The sequence below is a fragment of the Defluviimonas sp. SAOS-178_SWC genome (assembly GCF_039830135.1).
Classification (GTDB): Bacteria; Pseudomonadota; Alphaproteobacteria; order Rhodobacterales; family Rhodobacteraceae; genus Albidovulum.
Genome location: NZ_CP156081.1, coordinates 2,982,393 through 3,001,534 on the forward strand (window position 1 = coordinate 2,982,393; position 19,142 = coordinate 3,001,534).

Sequence of the window (19,142 nt, forward strand, 5' to 3'; positions counted from 1 at the left end):
GAAGTCCCATGCAAAAGGACAGCCGCCCCGGTGTCATGCGCCGGATGCTCGACCGCATCTATGCCGCCTGCATCGGCCTCGCCGCGCTCTGCCTCGTCGCGATGCTCGGCGTGATCGTGATACAGATGATCGCCCGCTGGTCGGCCTTCACCTTTCCCGGCGCGACGGAATATGCGGGCTACCTGATGGCCTCGGCCTCGTTCCTCGCCTTCGCGGGCGCGCTCAATTCCGGTGCCCATATCCGCGTGGGGCTTGCGCTGACCGCTCTCGGCCGCCACCGCTTCTGGGGAGAGCTCTGGTGCCTCCTGATCGGCACCGCCGCGACGGCCTACCTCGCCTGGTATGCCGTGCGCCTCGTCTACTGGTCGCGCAAGCTCCATGACGTCAGCCAGGGCCAGGACGCCACGCCGCTCTGGATCGTACAGATGCCGATGGCCTTCGGCGCGATCCTTCTGGCCATCGCATTCCTCGACAATCTCGTCACGCTCCTGATGACCGGACGCGACAACATCCGCGACGACGTCGCAGCCCAGAGCCACGCGGAATAGGAGGCGACATGGCACAGGAATTCTGGCCGCTGGCGATCTTCCTCTTCACGCTCTTCTTCCTGCTCGGATCGGGCGTGTGGATCGGCCTCGCGCTTCTCGGCGTGGCCTTCGTGGGGATGGAGCTGTTCACGACCCGCCCGGCGGGCGACGCGATGATGACCACGATCTGGCGATCCTCGTCCTCCTGGTCCCTGACGGCGCTGCCGCTCTTCATCTGGATGGGCGAGATCCTCTACCGCACCCGATTGTCCGAGGACATGTTTCGCGGCCTCTCCCCCTGGATGGCACGGCTGCCCGGCGGGCTTCTCCATACGAATGTCGTGGGCTGCACCGTCTTCGCGGCGGTCTCGGGCTCATCCGCCGCCACGCTCACGACCGTCGGCAAGATGTCGATCCCGGAACTGATGAAACGCGACTACCCCGAGCCGATGGTGATCGGCACGCTGGCGGGCGCGGCGACGCTCGGCCTGATGATCCCGCCGTCGCTCACGCTCATCGTCTACGGGGTGACGATCAACGAGTCGATCTCCAAGCTTTTCATGGCCGGGATCTTCCCCGGCCTCGTCCTGGCCGCGATGTTCATGGGCTACATCGCGATCTACTCGCGGCTGTCGTCGCGCTTCAATCCCAAGCCCGAACCGGCGACGAGCTTCACCGAAAAGCTTGCGAATTCCCGCTTCCTGATCCCGGTGATGCTGCTCATCACCCTCGTCATCGGCTCGATGTATCTCGGCTTCGCCACCGCGACCGAGGCGGCAACCTTCGGGGTTCTCGGCGCGATGGCGCTTGCCGCCTTCCAGGGTTCGCTGAACTGGACGAGCCTGAAGGAAAGCCTCCTCGGTGCGACGCGGACCTCGGCGATGATCGCGCTGATTCTCGCGGGCGCGTCCTTCCTGTCGCTGGCCATGGGCTTCACCGGCCTGCCACGGGCGCTTGCCACCTGGATCGGGTCGCTCGGGCTGACGAAGTTCCAGCTCCTCATGGCGCTTCTCGCCTTCTACGTCGTGCTCGGCTGCTTTCTCGACGGCATTTCCTCGGTCGTGCTGACAATGGCCGTGGTGGAGCCGATGATCCGTCAGGCCGGGATCGACATCATCTGGTTCGGCATCTTCATCGTCGTCGTGGTCGAGATGGCGCAGATCACGCCGCCCATCGGCTTCAACCTCTTCGTGCTTCAGGGCATGACCGGGCATGAGATGAACTTCATCGCCAAGGCGGCGATCCCGATGTTCCTCATCATGGTGGTGATGGTCTTCGTGCTGATCGCTTTCCCCGGCCTCGCGACCTGGCTCCCCGAAAACATCATCCAGCGACCGGGGGGTTGAGGCGGCAGTGGAGGCGCTTTTTGCCCATGTGACGACGTCGCCAGCGGTTGCGGCGCTGGTCCTCCTGATCGTTTTCGCGGCCTCCGTCGTGCAATTCGGGCTCGGCATGGGGTTCGGCCTGACCGCCGCGCCGCTTCTGGCGCTGATCGACCCGATGCTGGTCCCGGCGCCGGCGCTCTTCATCGGGCTCGTGACCTCCTCCTGGGGCGCCTGGCGCGAACGCGGCGCGATCCGCTGGGCTGAGGTTGCTCCCGCCGCCTTCGGCCGGATTGTCGGCGTCGCCCTTTCCGCCGCGATCCTGTCGCTTGCGATCACCCGCGAAACCTTTTCACTCCTCTTCGGGCTGTTCGTCGGCCTCGCCGTCCTCCTGTCCGTGACGGGATGGCGGCTTGCCTTCACCCGGCGAAATATCGTCGCGATGGCGACGGTGTCCGGGCTGATGGGCACCATCACCTCGGTTGGCGCGCCACCCCTCGCCATCGTCTATCAGGGCCAGCCGGCGCACAAGGCACGCCCGACCCTCGCCGCCTTCTTCGCCATCGGCTGCGCGATCTCCCTGGCCGGGCTTTTCGCAACGGGCTGGGCCACGGTCCGCGACGCGGGGCTTGCCGTCCTGATGCTGCCCGGTGTCCTCGCGGGGGCCGTCGTTGCAGGGCGGATCGGCACACGGCTCGACCGCCGATACCGGCCGATGCTCCTTTCCGTCGCCGGCATCGCCTCCGGACTCCTGATCCTCAGGGGTCTGGCGTGACCTGGCTGGTTCGCGGTCTCGTCTTTGCCGGGGGGCACGGGCGGCTCCTCCTCGTTCTCGGGCTCGTCGCTGGCGTGCTGCTTCCCGATCTCGCGCTGGCAATGAAGCCCTGGCTGCAGGAACTCGTGGCCCTTCTCCTCTTCGTCGCAGCGCTCCGCGTGGGGCCGGGCCGCGCGGTGGGGTCGCTGCGGGGGGTGTTGCCGACGCTCGGGCTCACCCTCGTCTATCAACTCGCCCTGCCCCTCTGCGCGGCCGCGATCGCCACTGTTGCCGGAATCGCGGACACGCCGGGCGCGATCGCCATTGTCCTGATGCTCGCCGCCGCGCCGATCTCCGGCAGTCCGAACCTTGCCATCCTTTCGGGCGCCGACCCGGCCCCCGCCTTCCGCCTGCTGATCCTCGGGACCGCGCTTCTGCCCCTGACCGTGATCCCGGTGTTCCAGGCCATGCCGACCCTCGGTGAGGGCGGAGACGTCTTTCGCGCGGCCGGCCGGCTTCTTGGCGTCATCGCATTCGCCGCAGGCGCCGCGTTTCTGCTGCGCCGGACGCTGCTTCGCGAAGCCGGCGAGACCGGCATCCGGGCCATTGACGGCGCATCGGCGATTACCATGGCGGTCGTGGTCATCGGCCTGATGTCGGCGGTCGGCCCGGCGATTCGGTCAATGCCCGCAACGCTTTTCGCCTGGCTCGCGCTGGCCACAGCGGCGAATTTCGGCGCGCAGATCGGAGCGGCGGTGCTTCTCGGAAAGGCTGCCGCGGGGCCGGTTCTGCCGGCTCTCGCCATCGTCGCCGGCAATCGCAACATCGCGCTGTTCCTGGTGGCGCTGCCCGCCGCGACAACCGATCAGATCCTGATGTTCATCGGCTGCTACCAGATTCCGATGTATCTGACGCCACTCATGCTCGCCGGCTTTCACCGAAGGATGGCGACGGCTTGAGCCGGAACAGGCCCTTGCGCCCCGGCACCGGCCTTCCCTCTGGCGGCGGCGCGAACCCGCGCTGTCTTAGGGCCGACCCGCCGCGCCGCGCTGGTCTTCGGGCAAATGCAGCCCCGGACCGTAGATCGTGCATTGCGCCCGCCCCCGCCGCTTGGAGACATAGAGCGCGGCATCGGCATCGCTCAGCATCCGGTCCGCATCCGGCCGCTCGTAAAGGCCGGAGAGCGTCGCGCCGATACTGCCTGAGATCCGGCAAGGCGCGCCTTCGAACATCACCGGCACTTCCAGCTCGGCGATGATCCGGCGCGCGATCGTGGCGACCATCGCCTCGTCCACCGGGCCGGGCAGGATCATCACGAATTCGTCGCCCCCAACGCGTGCAACAATGTCCTGCTTTCGGGTCGCTCGCCGCAGGATCGCAGCGACATGGGACAGCACCAGATCGCCCGCCGCATGACCGAACGTGTCATTCACCGCCTTGAAGAAGTCGATGTCGAGGTGAAGAAGCGCGAAGCCCCGGCCGCCCCGGGCCGCCGCGTCGAGCACCCGGACGAGCGCATGGTCGAGCGCCCGGCGGTTGGCAAGGCCGGTCAGGGCGTCGGTCAGCGCCTGCTCCTCCGCCGTCCGCTGGGCGGTCCGGAGCCGCGCATTCAGCGCCGCCAGCTCCTCCATCACCGCCGCCTTCACCTCGGTCAGGTAGAGGAGTTCCACCGTCAGGTCGGTCGGCGCGAAATCGGCGTTGGTCAGCGCATGGTCGCGCACCGCCTCGGCTGCCGCGATCCCGAAGGAGAGGTTGACGACCATCCCCTGCCCGTCCTGCAACGGCACGACAAGGCCGCGAAGCCCGGTGCGGGGCTTTTCGCGCAGAGCGAGATGCAGCCGCTGCCCCGCCAACCGCCGCACTTCATCCATCGACCGGGCCGCCTGCGGCTTGCGGATCTCGAACACGTCGAGAAAGCGGAGCCCGGCCAGCGCCACACCCTGAAAAAGCTTCGAAAGCGTCGGCCCGACCGCGCGGATATGTCCCGTCGGTGCAATCCAGAGGTACATCGGCATCAGCCGGCCGAGATCGGCGATGCCGATCAGGACCGGATCGTCGCGCGGAGGGCCGTCCATCACATGCCCTCCGGCCGGGCGAGGTCGAAGCGCCGCCCGGTCGCGAACCGCGCCTCGAGAAGCTCGATTCCCACGGTTTCCGCATGGCCGTTGCCACCGCCCGCCTCGATCAGCACGAGCGCCCCGTAATCGTCGGCCATCGCCCGCAGAACACCCGCGAACACGGCCCCGAACCCCTCGTGCCCGGCGCCGCAGACGAGCGTGAACCGTCCCGGCCCGGTGGCCTTCAGAACCAGTTCGGGCATATCGAGATCGGGCACCGCGAGGTGGATGCGGTCCGGCAGTTCGTCGAGCGATTGCAGGAAGTCGGGGTAATCCACCCCGCCGAAGCGCAGGAGCCGGCGTAAGGGTTCGAGCCCGGCGAGGTAAATGCCCACATCCTCTAGAAACGCCTCGCGCGGCTTTCCCAGCTGCCGGGCGGCGACGTCGATCATCGCGTCGGTCAGCCTGTCGTCGTAATGCAGAAGGGCTTCGAATCCGGCCGGGCCGATCCCGGCCTCTTCCGCGACGGAAATCCAGCGCGCGACGCCATAGGTGTCGCGCAGAAAACACTGTACCGACCGGTTGACGAGCCCGTGCATCTCACCTTCCTTCCGCGCCCGGCAAAGCTATGCCGGAGCGCGTTAAGAAAGGGCAAAGCCGGGCGCAGACTGCCGCTTAGAAATCGGTGGGGGCGCCGCCTTCTTCCTTGCGCCGCGCGACGAAGGCCTGCAGTTCCTCGCGGATGCCCTCCTCCATCGGCGGCGCCTCGAACTCCGCGACGATCGCCTTGGCGATCCGGTGCGCGCGTTCGGCGGTCCAGACCGATCCGTCAAGCTGCCACGCCTCGAAGTTGCGCCAGTCGGAGGCGATAGGCTGATAGAAGGCGGTGGCGTAGCGGTCCTGTGTGTGCTGGCAGCCGAAGTAGTGCCCCTCTGAACCGACCTCGGCGATCGTGTCGATGGCGATGTCGTCCGGCGTCGTCGCCCAGGTCTGGGGCTCCATGTAGCGCTGGAGCATCTGGAGCATTTCACAGTCCATCACGAATTTCTCCGGGCTTGCGATCAGCCCGCCTTCGAGCCAGCCCGCGGCGTGATAGACCATGTTGGTGCCGGACTGCATCGCGGCCCAAAGGGAATTCGAGGTCTCCCACATCGCCTGCCCGTCCGGCACGTTCGCCGCGCAGACCCCGGAGGAGCGCAGGGGCAGCCCGTAGAACCGGGCCAGCTGCCCGGTCATCTGGGTCGCGCGCATGTATTCCGGCGTGCCGAAGGCCGGTGCCCCCGACTTCATGTCGACGTTCGAGGTGAAGGTGCCGATCATCGACGGCGATCCCGGTGCCACGTATTGCAAAAGCGCGATCGCGGCCAGGGCTTCGGCGATCGACAGCGTCACCGCACCCGACATAGTGACCGGCGCCATCGCACCCGCAAGCGTGAACGGCGTCACGACGACCAGCTGCCCCGCCCGCGCCAGTCTCAGCGCCCCGTCGATCATCGGGAAGTCGTGCTTCAAGGGCGAGACGGAGTTGATGTTGGTATACATCCGCGGCCTGGCCCGGAACTCCGCGTCGCTGAGACCGCCTGCGATCCGCACCATTTCCATCGCGTCCTCGACCCGCTCCTTGCCGAGCGCATAGGCATGGCAGACCTTGTCGGTCAGCGTGAGCTTTTCGTAGAGGCAGTCGAGGTGGCGGACCGACGGGTGGATGTCGATCGGCTCCACCGGATAGCCACCGGCGAAATGGATGCAGTTGAAGTATTGCGTCAGCTTGATGAAGTCCCGGAACCCGTCCATGAAGCCGGAAACCTTGCCGCGCGCGAGATCCCAGTAGTTAGGCGGAGACGAAACGTTGCCGAAAAGAATGTGCTGGCCGCCGAACGGCAACGTCCGATCGGGATTTCGCGGAGTGACGGTGAACTGACGGGGGGCGCGCGCCACCATCTCCATGACGAAATCCTCGTCCAGGAAAACGGTCTCGCCGTCGACCTTGCAGCCCGCCTCGCGGAAGATCGCCAGCGCCTCGTCGTTGAGAAACCGGATCCCGATCTCGCCGAGAACCCGCATCGCGCCCTTGTGGATGGCGTGGACGCCTTCGGGGCCAAGCGGTTCGATCGGCCGGTCAGGGTTGACCGGGATGCGCCAGGGCATCTGGTCGATAACCTTGATGCCGGCGCGTTCCGCATGGCCGGCCCGCCCGCCCGCGCGCTTGCGCTTGAGTTCGCTTCCCATGCCGGTTCCTCCAATGCAGGTCGAACCAAGCATGCTGCGGCGCGGGAACGCTTCGCCACCCTTCGCGACGTGAATGCGTCGTTTTTGGACGTCGCGGTCAGCCCCCGTTTGGCGCGCCGGAGGCGATCCAGCCCGGCAGATGGCCGATATCGGGCAGGACCACATCTGCGAAAGGACGGAGTTCGTCCGATCCTGCGATCCCGGTCAGCACCGCGACCGTGCGCATGCCCGCCGCGCGGCCGGCGACGAGGTCGTGGCGGCTGTCGCCGACCATCGCCACCTTTCCCGGGTCCAGCCCCTCGGCCGCGGCGAAGGCCAGGAGCGGGCCGGGATCGGGCTTGGCGCCATGACCGCTGTCGAAGCCCGAGACGAAGTGGAAATAGCGCGCGATCCCGGCAGAGCGAAGATGCGCGTGGGCCGGCTCCTCCGCGTCATTGGTGGCGAGCCCGATCTTCAAGCCGGCCTTGGTAAGGCCGTCGAACAGGGGCACCAGCGGCACGGCCTCGACCAGGTCGGTGACCGCGGCCATCGCGTTCATCCGTGCGACCAGAACCGCATGGTCGGCACCTGGCAGATGCGGCAGAAGCTTTGCGGCGATTTCGGGCGCGGTATGCGCGATCACCGGGCTGTCGGGCGCGAATACACCCGAGACGAGGTCGAACCCGATCGCCTGGCCAAGCCGCCCGGCAAGAGCCTGCGAACCGCAGGCAAGCTCTTCGAGCATCCGCCGGGACCAGCCGCCCCAGGTCGCGCGGAAATCGAAAAGTGTGCCGTCCTTGTCGAAGACGAGACCGTGGATGTCGTTCATGATTCCTTCCCGGGACCCGGGACGGGTCCAACGCCGCGCGAAACTGGCCAGTTTCGTGCCGGAACGCAACGCCCCTTCAGGTCCAGTGCGCCTCCTCGCCGCCCGGCAAGGCATGGCGCGCCGATTTGGGCAGGGTGTATTCCAGCCCCTCGGCGTCGCAGAAGGCAATCACCCAGGCATCGTCCATCAGGATGAAATCCAGCACGGAAACGAGGAATTCCGGCTCCGACAGCCGGCGTTTCAGCTCTTCCGGCGCGGTTCCGGTCGCGCCGAGAAAGACCGGCAGGAGGTCGTCCTGCCCCGCCAGCCAGCCCAGCGCCTTCAGCGCAACCGTGTCGGCATCTGCCCGCCCGTTCACCGATCCGTTTCTCATTCCTGACCTTCGTGGAAAGCATTTCTTAACCATTCCGAACAGAGAATGAGAGCAAGGAACGGACAAGTAAAGCGAACGGAGGTCCTCGCGTGGGCGGCAAGATCCTCATAGTCGACGACGTCGCGACCAATCGCATTGTTCTGAAGGTCAAGCTCGCCTCGGCTTTTTACGAGACCGTTCAAGCCTCGGGCGGCGCCGAGGCGTTGCGTCTGGCCAGGAAGATGCGGCCCGACCTCGTGCTTCTCGACGTCGAGTTGCCCGACATGAGCGGCATCGAGGTCTGCGAACAACTGAAGGCCGATGCCAGGACCCGTGACATCCCCGTAGTGATGATCACCGCCTTTCGCGACATGGCCCGGAAGATGGAGGCGCTTCGGGCCGGGGCCGAGGAAGTGTTCTGGAAGCCGTTGGACGAGATGGTCCTGCTCGCGCGGCTCCGAAGCCTCCTTCGCGCGAGGGAGACGGCCGAGCAGCTTGGCCTGCGCGGCAGCACCTATCGGGAGCTTGGATTCGCAGAGGCCGCGCCCAGCTTCGGCGATCAGGCGCTCGTGGGTCTCGTCGCGGGCCGGATGGAAGCCGCGCTCGCTTGGAAGCGGGAATTGCAGCCGTATCTTTCGGACCGGATCCTCGTGCTTGACCGCGAGACGGCGATGGGGGACTTCCCGAACGGCAAGGTTCCCGACGTCTTTGTGGTCGAAGCCAACCTCACGCGGCCAGGCGAAGGCTTGCGGCTCATGTCGGAACTGCGCTCCCGCACGGGGACGCGCTATTCCGCGGTTTGCGTGATGCTGCCGGCCGAGGCGTGCGAAACGGCTGCGGTCGCGCTCGATCTCGGCGCCTCGGACCTGATCGAGGCTCAGGCAGACCCGGCCGAGATGGCGCTGCGTATCCGCACCCAGATCGCCCGCAAACGCCAGTCCGACCGCCTGCGCAATTCCGTCGCGGACGGGCTGCGGCTGGCCATGACGGACCCTCTCACCGGGCTTCACAACCGCCGCTACGCGCTGCCGCATCTCGCCCGGATCGCGAACAGGGCGCAGGCCGCGGGACGGCAATTCGCGGTGATGGTGCTCGACCTCGACCGGTTCAAATCCATCAACGACACCTGGGGGCATGCCGCCGGTGACGCGGTCCTGATCGAGGTGGCGGCGCGGTTGAAATCGAACCTGCGCGCCGTCGACCTCATCGCCCGGATCGGCGGCGAGGAGTTCCTGATCGCCCTGCCCGACACGACGCTCGAAGCGGCACAGGCAACGGCCGAGCGGCTGCGCCGGGTGGTGGGTGAACGGCCGGTGCCCCTGCCGAAAGGCACGGGAAGCATTCCCGTGACGCTCTCGATCGGGCTGGCGCTCGGCGCCGGTCAGGATTCCGGGTCGGTCGAAGATCTCATCGGGCTCGCCGACCGCGCGCTTCTGGGATCGAAGGCCAACGGTCGCAACCAGATCCAGATCGGCCGCTCGGCCGCCTGAGCCCCGGGGCCGGCGCCTAGTTCTTCCGCCAGCCGCGCGCGGCCGCGGCCTCGATCCGGTCCGCGAGCGCCGCCCGCACCTCCGGCGTCATCGCCGCCAGACGCTCGACCAGAAGCCGCCGCCCAAGCTCGATCCGTTCGGACGTGCGCGCGCCCCGCTCGGCCAGAACCGCCTCGGTCGCGGTCCGGTCCCAGGGATCGGCGCGCAGGGACGCGACAAGACGGTCGAAGTTGGCTTCGGCCGCGCGGCGGGCGTCGCGGAAGTCGGGCGCCGCCGCGATGAAGGCATCGCGCAAGGCCGCGCGATCCTCGCGCGTCAGCGCCTCGGTGAAGGGGCCGAAGCCCACGTCCCGCACGTCGCCATGCGGCATCCGATGATGGCGCATGCCTGCGCCGACCACCGTGGCCACGACAAACAGGTTGACGGCGAGCGACGCGATAAGCGCCCAGATCATCCAGCGCCCGCCCGGCTTCGCCTTGCTTCCATCGGCATCCGCCATTCTCATCCCTCCCATCCGGCAGCCAGCGCGAAGACCTCCGCCCCCGGCATAAGTTCAACCGTCGCATTCGCCCCGTCGTCACCCCATAGGCCCCCGGTCAGCAGGGCGGGATCATCGAGCCCCGCATAGCCGAGCCAGAGGCCGGCCACCGTCGCGGTCGCCAGCCCGCCGATCCCGCGCCAGCCCCCGAAGGCCGCGGCAAGCCAGGACATCATAGCGCCGCCTTTACCTGCCGGCCGGGGCAGCGGCTGCGGTGCGGAGGCGCGCGGCATCTCGGCCTCCGCATCCGCGAGAATGCGCGCCATCAGCGCCCCGGAGGGCACGGGCCCGGCGTCCCGCGCGGCGCGGAAGCAGCCTTCCAAGAAGTCGTCACCCCGATCCAGATCAGCCATCGCCATACCCCAGTTCCGCGCGCCGCCCCGCCAGCGCCTGCACCAATCCACGCTTTCCCCGCGCCGTCAGACTTTCGACCGCCTCGACGCCCACGCCCATGATCTCCGCGATCTCCGGGTTCGCGAGGCCTTCGAGGTGGCGCAGCACCACCGCCTCGCGCTGCCGCTCCGGCAGGGTCTGGAGCGCGGCGTCGAGGGCGGCGGCGCGGTCCGCCTCGATCAGCCCCTCGTCGGCACCCGGCCGTCCGTCCTCGGGTTCGGGCCCGTCGTCAAGCGGCACGCTCCGCCGCCGCCGCAGCCGGTCGGTGCAGAGATTGACCACGACCCTGTAAAGCCAGGTCGAGACCTTCGCCGCCCCCGCCTGCCAGCCCGGCGCCGCGCGCCAGAGCCTCAGCATCGCCTCCTGCGCCACGTCCTCGGCCTCGGCCGGATCGCGGAGCATCCGCTGCGCGACCCGGAACGCCAAAGGCGCAAGTCGTTCGGCCAAGGTCCGCGCAGCCGCCCTGTCGCCCTGCCCGTAAAGGGCCAGGAGCGTGTCGTCGGATGGATCGTCCTGCGCGTCGAGGGCCATGGCCATTGTTCCATGAGGCCTAAACCGGAAGGCCCCGGCCGGCAAACGGGAAATCTCCGGGGCGGTCAAGCGACCACGCCCCGGAGATTCCCGTGCCGGGCAGGCTGGGGATCACTGATCCCACCCGAACCCGTTGCCCCAGCCGCCACCGAAGCCGTCCATCATCGGATGACCCTGCATGCCGGGATGGCCGCCGTATTGCCCCATATGGCCACCCATCCAGCCATGATCATCATCATGGCCGTGTCCACGCCCCATCCGGCCCTGCCGCTCGCCCCGCTGCCCGTCTTGCCGGTCGCCCATCGCGCCCATCCGGTCACGCATGGCGGCGATCTCGTCCTCGCTGACGGCGCCATCACCATCGGTATCGAGCCGCTGGAACAGCTGCCCGACCATCGGCGGGGCGAGAAGCTCCTCGACGCTGAGCTTGCCGTCGCCGTTGACGTCCTGCGCCGCGATCCGGGCCTTGGCCATCTCGTCCGCCCGCGCCTGCATCTGGGCCATCATCCGCGCCGACAGTTCCTCGGCCGAAATCATGTTGTCGCCATCGGCATCGACACCAGCGACATGGGCCTGCCGATAGGCGGACAGCTCGGCCTCGGTGATCTTGCCGTCGCCATCGGTGTCCACTGCGGCGAAATCGAAGCCGCCCCACGGCGCACCCATCATTCCGCCCATCGACTGACCGCCCATCATGCCGCCCATGCGGTTGTTCCGATCGAAGGCGGAAAGCGCAGTCGGCGCCGCAAGCGCTGCCGCACCAAGCGAGAGGGCAATTGCCGCGAGAAGAGGTTTCGAAGCCATCTGTTCTTCCTTTCGGTTTCGCTCAGGCGGATCGCCCGCCATCTGATTGTTCAACGCGCAAGCCACGGCATTCCGTCGCCGCATGCACCGAAATCGCGACATTTTCGCATTTCCAGCTCCCCGGCCTTTTGCAACGAGGGAATTCGGTGCTACATCGCCGGGAACAGGAGACGCCCATGACCGATGCCACATTCGAACCCGAAGACGATCGCGCCATGCGCCCCGCCATGTGGCGCGGCTGGCGCAAACGCTGCCCGTCCTGCGGCGAAGGCCGGCTCCTGCAAGGCTACCTGAAGGTGCGCGAGACCTGCCCCGCCTGCGGCGAAGCCCTGCATCACCACCGCGCCGATGACGGGCCGGCCTATCTCACGATCCTCATCGTCGGCCACCTCATGGCGCCGCTCATCATGTGGGCCTTCGTCACCTGGCGGCCCGATCCGATTGTCATGTCGAGCGTTTTCGCCGTCGGCTGCGTGTCCTTGTCGCTCTTCCTCCTGCCCCGGCTCAAGGGGGTGATCGTGGCGATCCAGTGGGCCAAGCGCATGCACGGCTTCGGTGGCCAGATCGATGGCTGATCCGGCCGCCGTGCCGATACGCGATGCCGCGACGGTGCTTCTCGTCCGTCACGATTCCGGCCCGCCCGCGATCCTGATGGGGCAACGCGGCGCGGGCGCGGCCTTCATGCCGAACAAATACGTCTTTCCCGGCGGCGCCATCGACCCCGGAGATGCGACGGTTCCGCTCGCGGCCCCGCTCGCACCGGCCTGCACCAGGCGCCTCGAAATCGACGCTCCGTCCGGTCTTTCCCCTGCGCTGGCGGCCGGGGCAGTAAGGGAACTGTGGGAAGAGACCGGGCTCCTGCTCGGCGCGCCGGGCGACTGGCCGATCCCTGCGCCCGACGACTGGCACGACTTCGCCGCAACCGGTCTCTTGCCGACCGCTTCCCCCCTTTCCTTCGTCTTCCGCGCGATCACGCCAGCCGGCCGGCCGCGCCGGTTCGACGCGCGGTTCTTCCTTGCCGATGCGGGCAAGCTCGTCGGAGATCCGGACGATTTCAGCCGTGCCTCGGACGAACTCAGTCATCTCCACTGGGTGCCGATATCCGAGGCGCGCCGCCTCAACCTTCCTTTCATCACCGAAGTCGTCCTCGGCGAGGTTGCGGCCCTTCTGGCGCGCGGCGGCGCGCCCGAGGTCGTGCCTTTCTTCGACAATTCCGGGCCCGATCCGGTCTTCCGCCACATCGAGTGAGCCGACCCAGCGCCGGGCGATCAGCCGAAGCTGAGGACGATGACGACCACCGAGGCCACGACCAGCGCGATGCCCAGGCCCTCGCGGAGCGCGAGCCGCTCGCGGAAGACCAAAGCCGAGGCGACGAGGGTGAACACGATCTCCACCTGACCGAGGGCGCGCACATAGGCCGCGTTCTGCAACGAGAAGGCCGCGAACCAGCCGAGCGAGCCGAGCATGCCGGTAATGCCCACGAAGACCGTCCGCCGCCAACGCGCCAGCACGCGGGCGATCTCGCCGGGCTCGCGCCAGATCAGCCAGAGGCCCATCGCGAGGGTTTGCAGGACGGTCGCCGCCGCCAGCGCGAGAAGCGCGCGAAGGAAGAACGGCAGCGGCATCAACGCTAGCGTCGCGCCCCGGTACCCGATGGCCGAAAGCCCGAAGAGGCCACCGGCCAGCACGCCGTACGCGGCGGCACGTCCGAACAGCGTGGCCCCCGCTTCCGTTCCCCGCGACAGCATCAGAACGCCGGCAAGGCCGATGCCGATCGCCGCCCAGCCGAGCGGGCTCACCGCTTCGCCGAGCAGGACGGCGGAAAAGAGCGCGACCTGCACCGTCTCGGTCTTGGTGAAGGCCACGCCGACGGCAAAATTCCGCATCGCGAAAAGCGCCACCGTCAGGAAGGTCGCGACGATCTGGCCGGCGGCACCGAGCGAGACATAGGCCCAGAACCCCGGCCCCGGGACCGGCAGGGCCTCGCCCGTCGCGGCGAGCGCCAGCGCCGCCAGCACGCAGGCGATCGGCGCGGCGAAGAGAAAGCGCGAGAACGTCGCGCCGCCCGTCGACAGGCCCGCGCCTTTCAGCTGCTTTTGCAGCATGAAGCGCACCGTCTGCATGGCGGCGGCGGCCAGTGTGAAGATCACCCAGAGACTCATCGGCCCCTTCTGTCACGCGCAAGACGCGGAGGGAAGCTCAGTTCCCCGGGCGAAGCGGATGCGGAACCGGGTCTTTCGGGGTGAGGAAATGCCGGCGGAACACCTCGCCGTAGGAGGCATAGCGATACCCCTCGTTCCGGCGCAGGAACTCCTCGCGGTTCGCGGCATAAAGCGCGGGCAGCCGGTACCAGGCCACGCCCGGCTTGGCGTGATGAACCACATGGAGGTTGTTGTTGAGGAAGAGAAAGGCGAGCGGCCCGCGATCCTCGACGATGACGGTGCGGCCACGCGCCAGATCGTGCGCCCGGTGTTCGAGGAACGTCCGGATCTTCAGGATCGACATCCCCGCATAGGCCGCGACGAAATAGGCCCAGACCGGCATCGCCGTCGCAGCGATCCAAAGGCCCACCAGAACCAGCCCCGCCGCGTGCAGCGCCCAGTCGCGGGCGATGGCGCGGTCGCCGCCAAGGATCGCCCGCCCGTCGCTCCGCAGCACCGCGGCGACGGAGATCGCGGGACCGAGGACCATCCGGCCAAGGAGCGTGTTGTTCGCCCTCAGGATCAGCCGCAACCATCCCGGCAGCCGCGCCCAGACCTTCGGGTCGAGATAGTTCGATTCCGGATCATCATAGGGGTCGGTCAGGCTCTCGTCCCGGTGATGCGCGAGGTGCAGGTCGCGAAACCGCCCGTAGGGAAAGAAAAGGCCGAGGGGCAGGAAGACCAGCGCCTCGTTCAGCATCCGCGACCGGAACGGGTGGCCATGCAGCACCTCGTGCTGAAGCGAGGAATGCAGCGCCACCGACAGGACCAGCGCCACGACGCCCAAGGGCAACCAGAAGGCGGAAAGAACTGTCGTCGCCATCGCCCAGACCGCGTAGCAGGCGATCAGCAAGAGAAGCGTTGGCCATTCGACCGCCGGGCGCCGCTCAGCCATGCGACCGCCCCCAGGAGATCCGCGCCCAGACACGTTCGTAGAGGATGTAACTCGTGAACCCGACGGCGGTGTTGATGGCAGCCATCGCGCCGCCCAAGGCGAGCGATCCAGTCATCAGAAATCCGACAAGGGCCATCGAGGTCAGCCCGAGCGCATTCCACAAAATCGCCTTCAAAACCGTCCGTTTACCCGTATCCATTCACATCCCTTTCCCCTTCCGTCAGCTAAGCCGAACGGGGCGGCATTGCGAATTCCGAATATGATTAACATTTGTCAGCAAATGTGATTTTATTAACCATATGAGTGGAAATGTCGACAAACGCGATCGCGCCGGCCTGTTCCGTGACCGGCTGAGCCAGGCGATGGCCGAGAAAGCCATGACCCAGAGCGGCCTTGCGCGCGAGGTCGGGGTCGACCGCTCGACCGTCTCGCAGCTTCTGACCGGTCAGGGCGCGCGGCTGCCGAACGCGCAGGTCGTGGCGGAATGCGCCGCCGCGCTCGGCGTCTCGGCCGACTGGCTTCTGGGGCTGACGGAGCGGCCCGAACGGCTTGCGGACCTTCTCGCCACCTCGCTCACCATGACCGAGGCGCCGCGCGCGCTGATCGACGAGACGATCTTTGGCTGGCATCAGGAAGCGGCCGGCTACAAGATCCGCCACGTGCCCGCGACGCTGCCCGACATGCTCAAGACCCGCGACATGCTGCGCTGGGAATACGAACCGCAGCTTGGCCGCACCGCCGAACAGGCGATCGGCGCCTCGGAGGACCGTCTTGGCCTGATGGCCCGGTCAGGCTCGGATTACGAGATCGCCCTGCCGAGCCACGAGATCGAATCCTTCGCGCGCGCCGAGGGCTATTATCGCGACCTGCCTGCGGCGATCCGCTCCGCGCAGATAGCGCGGCTCCGCGATCTCTACCGGCAGCTCTACCCGGCCTTGCGCATCTACGTCTTCGACGCCCGCCGGGTCTTTTCGGCGCCGGTCACGATCTTCGGCCCGCTCCTTGCCGTGCTCTATCTCGGCCGCCACTACATCGCCTTCCGCGACAGCGCGCGGGTGACCGGGTTTTCGGCGCATTTCGACTGGCTGGTGCGCGAGGCCGAGCTTGGCGCCCGCGACTTCCCGACCTTTCTCGATGACCTCGCGCGGCAAAACGGCCTCTAGCCGCGGCCGATCGCGGCGTCAGTACGGCATCGGATGCGCCTTGTGCGCCTCCGCGATCTCGGCCAGAACCTCGTCGGAAAGCACGACATCAGCAGCCCCCAGCGCATTTTCGAGTTGCGGCAAAGTCGTCGCCCCGAAGATCGGCACGACCGGGAACGGCCGCGTCATCACCCAGGCCACCGCCATCTGCGCAGGGTCGAGGCCATGGCGGCTGGCAATGCCGAGATAGGCCGAGACCGCCTCCCAGACCCGCGGCGTGATCCGGCCGCCAAGTGCGGCGTTGCCTTCGCGCCGCGACCCGGCCGGGATCACGTCGCCGGCATATTTCCCGGTCAGAAGCCCCGCCCCCATCGGCGAGAACGCCAGAAGCGTGACCTTCTCGTTATGGCCGAGCTCCGCCAGATCGGTGTCGTAGAGGCGGCAGAGGAGCGAGTATTCGTTCTGAACCGACAGCGGCCTCGGGCCGAGCCCCTCTCCGGACAGCCTCAGCCACTGCGAGAGCCCCCAGGTGCTTTCGTTCGACAGGCCCCAGTCGCGGATCTTGCCCTCGGATTTCAGTGCGGCCAGCGTCTCCAGGCATTCCGCCATGTTGGCGAGGATCGCCGCGCGGTCCTGCTTGCGCGGATCGAAGCCCCAGTTCTGCCGGAACATGTAGCTGCCCCGGTTCGGCCAGTGGAACTGGTAAAGATCGACATAATCCGTGCGGAGCCGCGTCAATGCCGCCTCGATCTCGCGCCGGATCGAGGCGCCGGTGATCTCCTCGCCGCCGCGTGCCATACCGCCTTCGCCGCCGATCTTCGTGGCGATCACCCAGTCGTCGCGCCGGCCGCCCTTCGCGATCCAGTTGCCGATGATCTCCTCGGTGCGCCCGATCGTCTCGGCCCGCACCGGATTGACCGGATACATCTCGGCCGTATCCATGAAATTGATGCCGCGCTCGGCGGCCATGTCGATCTGGGCATGCGCCTCTGCCTCCGGCGTCTGGTTGCCCCAGGTCATCGTCCCGAGGCAAAGAGCCGATACCGACGGCCCGTCGGCCCCGAGTGTCACGCGCTTCATCGCATCCCATCCCTTGCTTCCCGGCCGCACCCTAACGCTTCAGGCGACCGGGGCAAGGCGCGACGGCGACGGCCCGCCGGTCCCGGTCAGGGCCTCACATAGGCGTAGCCGAGCTCCTGAAGCTCCACGAGGCGCACGACGCCCGACGGAACGACGGTCGCCTCGCTCATCAGCTTGATCGGGTGCCCGGCCTTCTTTTCCATCCCGGCGAGCGTGTTGGCGCAGGCCGCGAAGGTCATGTGCTGGATCTCCAGCGACATCGCAGAGATGCGGTCGGCCACCGGGCTCGTCCCGTCGACGAGCATCTTGAGACCGGGACCGTAGGCCACGAGTTCGATGTCCACCTCGTCCCCCTGCTCGGCGTAGTAGGCGGAGACGTTCTGTGCGTTGTTCAGCACCATGTTCATCACCGCCGGATCGTCCTGAGAGATATGGAGCGCGATATGGTGGGTGACGCCGGCCGCGAACGAAGCGGTTGCGCTGGCCATCACGGCAAGAAAGGCGAGTACGGGTCGTTTCATGGTTTCCTCCCTGTTCGACGTGATCATAGTGTTATTCGAATATTTCTACCTGTCGAGAATTTCCTGCGTGCCGCACGAACGACGGGCACTTGCACGATTGAGAACATAAAGGGAACATACTATACTCGCCCCATGCCGACTCACGCCCTTGCCCAGATCATCTCGCGCCACCAGCGCCGCCCCCGTGCCGGGCTGCCTTTCCTCGGCGCGCTCTCGCTGGCGCGGGCCAGGGTGCACGAATTCTGTGGTCCGGCCCGCCGCACGCTGGCGCTGATGGCGGCGCGGGGAACGGAGGGGCCGGTGCTCTGGCTGCGGCCCGGCTGGCTGCCGGACCGGCTCTTTCCCGAAGGCGTCGTCTCGATCATCGAACCGGGGCGGCTGATCTTCGTCACTCCGCGCCGGCCCGAAGACCTCCTGTGGTGCTTCGAGGAGGCGCTGCGCGGCGGCGCCACGGCGCTCGTCGTCGCCGAACTGCCGGAACCGCCGCGCCTCACCCCGGTGCGGCGGCTGCAACTCGCCGCCGAAACCGGCGCCGAGGAGGGGCGCGTCATCCCGACCGGGCTGATGCTGACCCCCGGCGACGGCGGGGCGCAGGGCGTCGAAAGCCGCTGGCGCCTCCTGCCCCGGCATGGGGAAGACACGACGCGCTGGCAGCTCGACCTGCTGCGCGCCCGCAGCGATCCGCCGGGCAGCTGGATGCTCGCCGCCTGCGACGACCGGCCGGGCTTCACCCTCGCCCGGATCCGAAGCACCGGGGCGGACGATCACGCGGAAATGACCGCCGCAGCGGCCGGAGGGGTATAGTCTGAACGCTGTCCGGCACCGCGCCGGCCGGAGATCGCCGATGCGCCCCCTCCTCCTCGCCCTGATGCTCGCGGCGGCCTCTCCGGCGGTCGCCGCGCCGATCCGCTACCACTACGACGCCGCCGGCTCCACCGTCGGGTTCGAGGCGGATTTCGGCCAGACCCCGATCCGTGGCCAGATGCCGGTCGCCGACATCACCCTCGCACTCGATTTCGACCGCGTCGCGGCAAGCCATGTCGAGGTCACGCTCGATGCCGCGGCGGCGCGCGCCAACATTCCCTTCGCCACCCAGGCGATGAAGGGCGAGGACGTGCTGGCGACGAGGGACCATCCCCAGATCCGGTTCGAGAGCACCTCGGTCCGCCCCACCGATACCGGCGCCGAGATCACCGGCCGCCTCACGATTCGCGGCATCAGCCACGAGGCGGTGCTCGACGCGGTTCTCTACCGCCCGCCAGGCAGCGATCCGGTCGAACGCGACGACCTGAAGATCCTGCTGACCGGCGCGGTCAGCCGGTCGGCCTTCGGCGCCACGGGTTTCGCCCACCTCGTCGGCGACCAGGTGCGGCTGAAGATCCTCGCCCATATCCGCCGCGCGGGATAGGCCGCGCCGCCGGCTTCCCGTCCTCCGGGCTAACTTAGGATCGGCTCCAACGGGCGGGACAGGGTTGTCGACGGCACACCACCGGATCGC

General features: G+C 67.8%; 24 protein-coding genes. 10 read left to right on the plus strand and 14 right to left on the minus strand.

What is annotated here, in order from left to right; translation table 11 throughout:
* Positions 1 to 8: 8 nt before the first annotated feature.
* Genes V5734_RS15375 through V5734_RS15390 form a run of 4 tightly spaced genes read left to right on the plus strand, consistent with a single transcriptional unit; the run spans position 9 to position 3,562 of the window.
* On the plus strand, positions 9 to 548 hold the full coding sequence (locus tag V5734_RS15375; protein WP_347310510.1) for a TRAP transporter small permease: 540 nt from the start codon (positions 9 to 11) through the stop codon (positions 546 to 548).
* A gap of 8 nt (positions 549 to 556) precedes the next feature.
* Complete coding sequence (locus tag V5734_RS15380; RefSeq protein ID WP_347310511.1) at positions 557 to 1,873, plus strand: TRAP transporter large permease; 1,317 nt, start codon at positions 557 to 559, stop codon at positions 1,871 to 1,873.
* Positions 1,874 to 1,880: 7 nt separating this feature from the next.
* Positions 1,881 to 2,624: a sulfite exporter TauE/SafE family protein gene (locus tag V5734_RS15385; protein ID WP_347310512.1), complete on the plus strand. Its 744-nt coding sequence runs from the start codon at positions 1,881 to 1,883 to the stop codon at positions 2,622 to 2,624.
* Entirely contained in the window at positions 2,621 to 3,562 is a 942-nt protein-coding gene (locus V5734_RS15390; protein WP_347310513.1) for a hypothetical protein, read from the plus strand. The genes V5734_RS15385 and V5734_RS15390 overlap by 4 nt, the downstream gene beginning before the upstream one ends.
* 66 nt (positions 3,563 to 3,628) lie before the next feature.
* On the opposite strand, the gene V5734_RS15395 is transcribed toward V5734_RS15390, so the two are convergent.
* The 5 genes from V5734_RS15395 to V5734_RS15415 all read right to left on the minus strand — a co-directional run bounded on the left by V5734_RS15395 (position 3,629) and on the right by V5734_RS15415 (position 8,070).
* Positions 3,629 to 4,678 (minus strand): GGDEF domain-containing protein, encoded by a 1,050-nt coding sequence (locus tag V5734_RS15395; protein ID WP_347310514.1) that lies wholly within the window; start codon positions 4,676 to 4,678, stop codon positions 3,629 to 3,631.
* Positions 4,678 to 5,259, minus strand: coding sequence for a heme NO-binding domain-containing protein (locus V5734_RS15400; RefSeq protein WP_347310515.1), 582 nt, complete (start codon positions 5,257 to 5,259; stop codon positions 4,678 to 4,680). The genes V5734_RS15395 and V5734_RS15400 overlap by 1 nt, the downstream gene beginning before the upstream one ends.
* A gap of 76 nt (positions 5,260 to 5,335) precedes the next feature.
* Complete coding sequence (locus V5734_RS15405) at positions 5,336 to 6,889, minus strand: trimethylamine methyltransferase family protein (RefSeq protein WP_347310516.1); 1,554 nt, start codon at positions 6,887 to 6,889, stop codon at positions 5,336 to 5,338.
* Between the two features lie 97 nt (positions 6,890 to 6,986).
* Positions 6,987 to 7,697: an HAD family hydrolase gene (locus V5734_RS15410; RefSeq protein WP_347310517.1), complete on the minus strand. Its 711-nt coding sequence runs from the start codon at positions 7,695 to 7,697 to the stop codon at positions 6,987 to 6,989.
* A gap of 76 nt (positions 7,698 to 7,773) precedes the next feature.
* A complete protein-coding gene (locus tag V5734_RS15415) occupies positions 7,774 to 8,070 on the minus strand; it encodes a DUF3572 domain-containing protein (protein WP_347310518.1) in 297 nt (98 codons plus the stop codon).
* Between the two features lie 89 nt (positions 8,071 to 8,159).
* Here V5734_RS15415 and V5734_RS15420 point away from each other — a divergent pair, with 89 nt between their 5' ends.
* A complete protein-coding gene (locus V5734_RS15420; RefSeq protein ID WP_347310519.1) occupies positions 8,160 to 9,539 on the plus strand; it encodes a diguanylate cyclase domain-containing protein in 1,380 nt (459 codons plus the stop codon).
* Positions 9,540 to 9,555: 16 nt separating this feature from the next.
* Here V5734_RS15420 and V5734_RS15425 read toward each other — a convergent pair whose 3' ends face one another.
* The 4 genes from V5734_RS15425 to V5734_RS15440 form a co-directional block, all read right to left on the minus strand.
* Entirely contained in the window at positions 9,556 to 10,038 is a 483-nt protein-coding gene (locus V5734_RS15425) for a periplasmic heavy metal sensor (protein ID WP_347310520.1), read from the minus strand.
* Positions 10,039 to 10,040: 2 nt separating this feature from the next.
* Complete coding sequence (locus V5734_RS15430; protein ID WP_347310521.1) at positions 10,041 to 10,430, minus strand: dihydroorotate dehydrogenase; 390 nt, start codon at positions 10,428 to 10,430, stop codon at positions 10,041 to 10,043.
* Positions 10,423 to 11,007 (minus strand): RNA polymerase sigma factor, encoded by a 585-nt coding sequence (locus V5734_RS15435; protein WP_347310522.1) that lies wholly within the window; start codon positions 11,005 to 11,007, stop codon positions 10,423 to 10,425. The genes V5734_RS15430 and V5734_RS15435 overlap by 8 nt, the downstream gene beginning before the upstream one ends.
* A 105-nt stretch (positions 11,008 to 11,112) precedes the next feature.
* On the minus strand, positions 11,113 to 11,805 hold the full coding sequence (locus tag V5734_RS15440; RefSeq protein ID WP_347310523.1) for an EF-hand domain-containing protein: 693 nt from the start codon (positions 11,803 to 11,805) through the stop codon (positions 11,113 to 11,115).
* Positions 11,806 to 11,981: 176 nt separating this feature from the next.
* Between V5734_RS15440 and V5734_RS15445 the strand changes: the two genes are divergently transcribed.
* On the plus strand, positions 11,982 to 12,380 hold the full coding sequence (locus V5734_RS15445; RefSeq protein WP_347310524.1) for a DUF983 domain-containing protein: 399 nt from the start codon (positions 11,982 to 11,984) through the stop codon (positions 12,378 to 12,380).
* A complete protein-coding gene (locus V5734_RS15450; RefSeq protein ID WP_347310525.1) occupies positions 12,373 to 13,053 on the plus strand; it encodes an NUDIX hydrolase in 681 nt (226 codons plus the stop codon). The genes V5734_RS15445 and V5734_RS15450 overlap by 8 nt, the downstream gene beginning before the upstream one ends.
* 20 nt (positions 13,054 to 13,073) lie before the next feature.
* On the opposite strand, the gene V5734_RS15455 is transcribed toward V5734_RS15450, so the two are convergent.
* Genes V5734_RS15455 through V5734_RS15465 form a run of 3 tightly spaced genes read right to left on the minus strand, consistent with a single transcriptional unit; the run spans position 13,074 to position 15,100 of the window.
* A complete protein-coding gene (locus V5734_RS15455) occupies positions 13,074 to 13,967 on the minus strand; it encodes a DMT family transporter (RefSeq protein WP_347310526.1) in 894 nt (297 codons plus the stop codon).
* 37 nt (positions 13,968 to 14,004) lie between these two features.
* Positions 14,005 to 14,901 (minus strand): fatty acid desaturase, encoded by an 897-nt coding sequence (locus V5734_RS15460; RefSeq protein ID WP_347310527.1) that lies wholly within the window; start codon positions 14,899 to 14,901, stop codon positions 14,005 to 14,007.
* Positions 14,894 to 15,100, minus strand: coding sequence for a DUF2061 domain-containing protein (locus tag V5734_RS15465; protein WP_347310528.1), 207 nt, complete (start codon positions 15,098 to 15,100; stop codon positions 14,894 to 14,896). The genes V5734_RS15460 and V5734_RS15465 overlap by 8 nt, the downstream gene beginning before the upstream one ends.
* Before the next feature lie 100 nt (positions 15,101 to 15,200).
* Here V5734_RS15465 and V5734_RS15470 point away from each other — a divergent pair, with 100 nt between their 5' ends.
* Positions 15,201 to 16,064, plus strand: a complete 864-nt coding sequence (locus tag V5734_RS15470) for a helix-turn-helix domain-containing protein (RefSeq protein WP_347310529.1) — start codon at positions 15,201 to 15,203, stop codon at positions 16,062 to 16,064.
* Between the two features lie 18 nt (positions 16,065 to 16,082).
* Here the strand turns inward: V5734_RS15470 and V5734_RS15475 are convergent, their stop codons facing one another.
* Both V5734_RS15475 and V5734_RS15480 read right to left on the minus strand, forming a co-directional pair.
* Positions 16,083 to 17,123 (minus strand): aldo/keto reductase, encoded by a 1,041-nt coding sequence (locus V5734_RS15475; protein ID WP_347310530.1) that lies wholly within the window; start codon positions 17,121 to 17,123, stop codon positions 16,083 to 16,085.
* A gap of 86 nt (positions 17,124 to 17,209) precedes the next feature.
* Positions 17,210 to 17,644: a hypothetical protein gene (locus tag V5734_RS15480; RefSeq protein WP_347310531.1), complete on the minus strand. Its 435-nt coding sequence runs from the start codon at positions 17,642 to 17,644 to the stop codon at positions 17,210 to 17,212.
* Between the two features lie 132 nt (positions 17,645 to 17,776).
* On the opposite strand from V5734_RS15480, the gene V5734_RS15485 reads away from it, so the two are divergent.
* Together V5734_RS15485 and V5734_RS15490 are read left to right on the plus strand one after the other, a co-directional pair.
* Positions 17,777 to 18,448 (plus strand): ImuA family protein, encoded by a 672-nt coding sequence (locus V5734_RS15485; RefSeq protein WP_347310532.1) that lies wholly within the window; start codon positions 17,777 to 17,779, stop codon positions 18,446 to 18,448.
* 40 nt (positions 18,449 to 18,488) lie between these two features.
* The gene (locus V5734_RS15490) at positions 18,489 to 19,052 is read left to right on the plus strand and encodes a YceI family protein (protein ID WP_347310533.1); all 564 of its coding nucleotides are present in this window, start codon (positions 18,489 to 18,491) and stop codon (positions 19,050 to 19,052) included.
* The last annotated feature ends 90 nt before the right edge of the window (positions 19,053 to 19,142 follow it).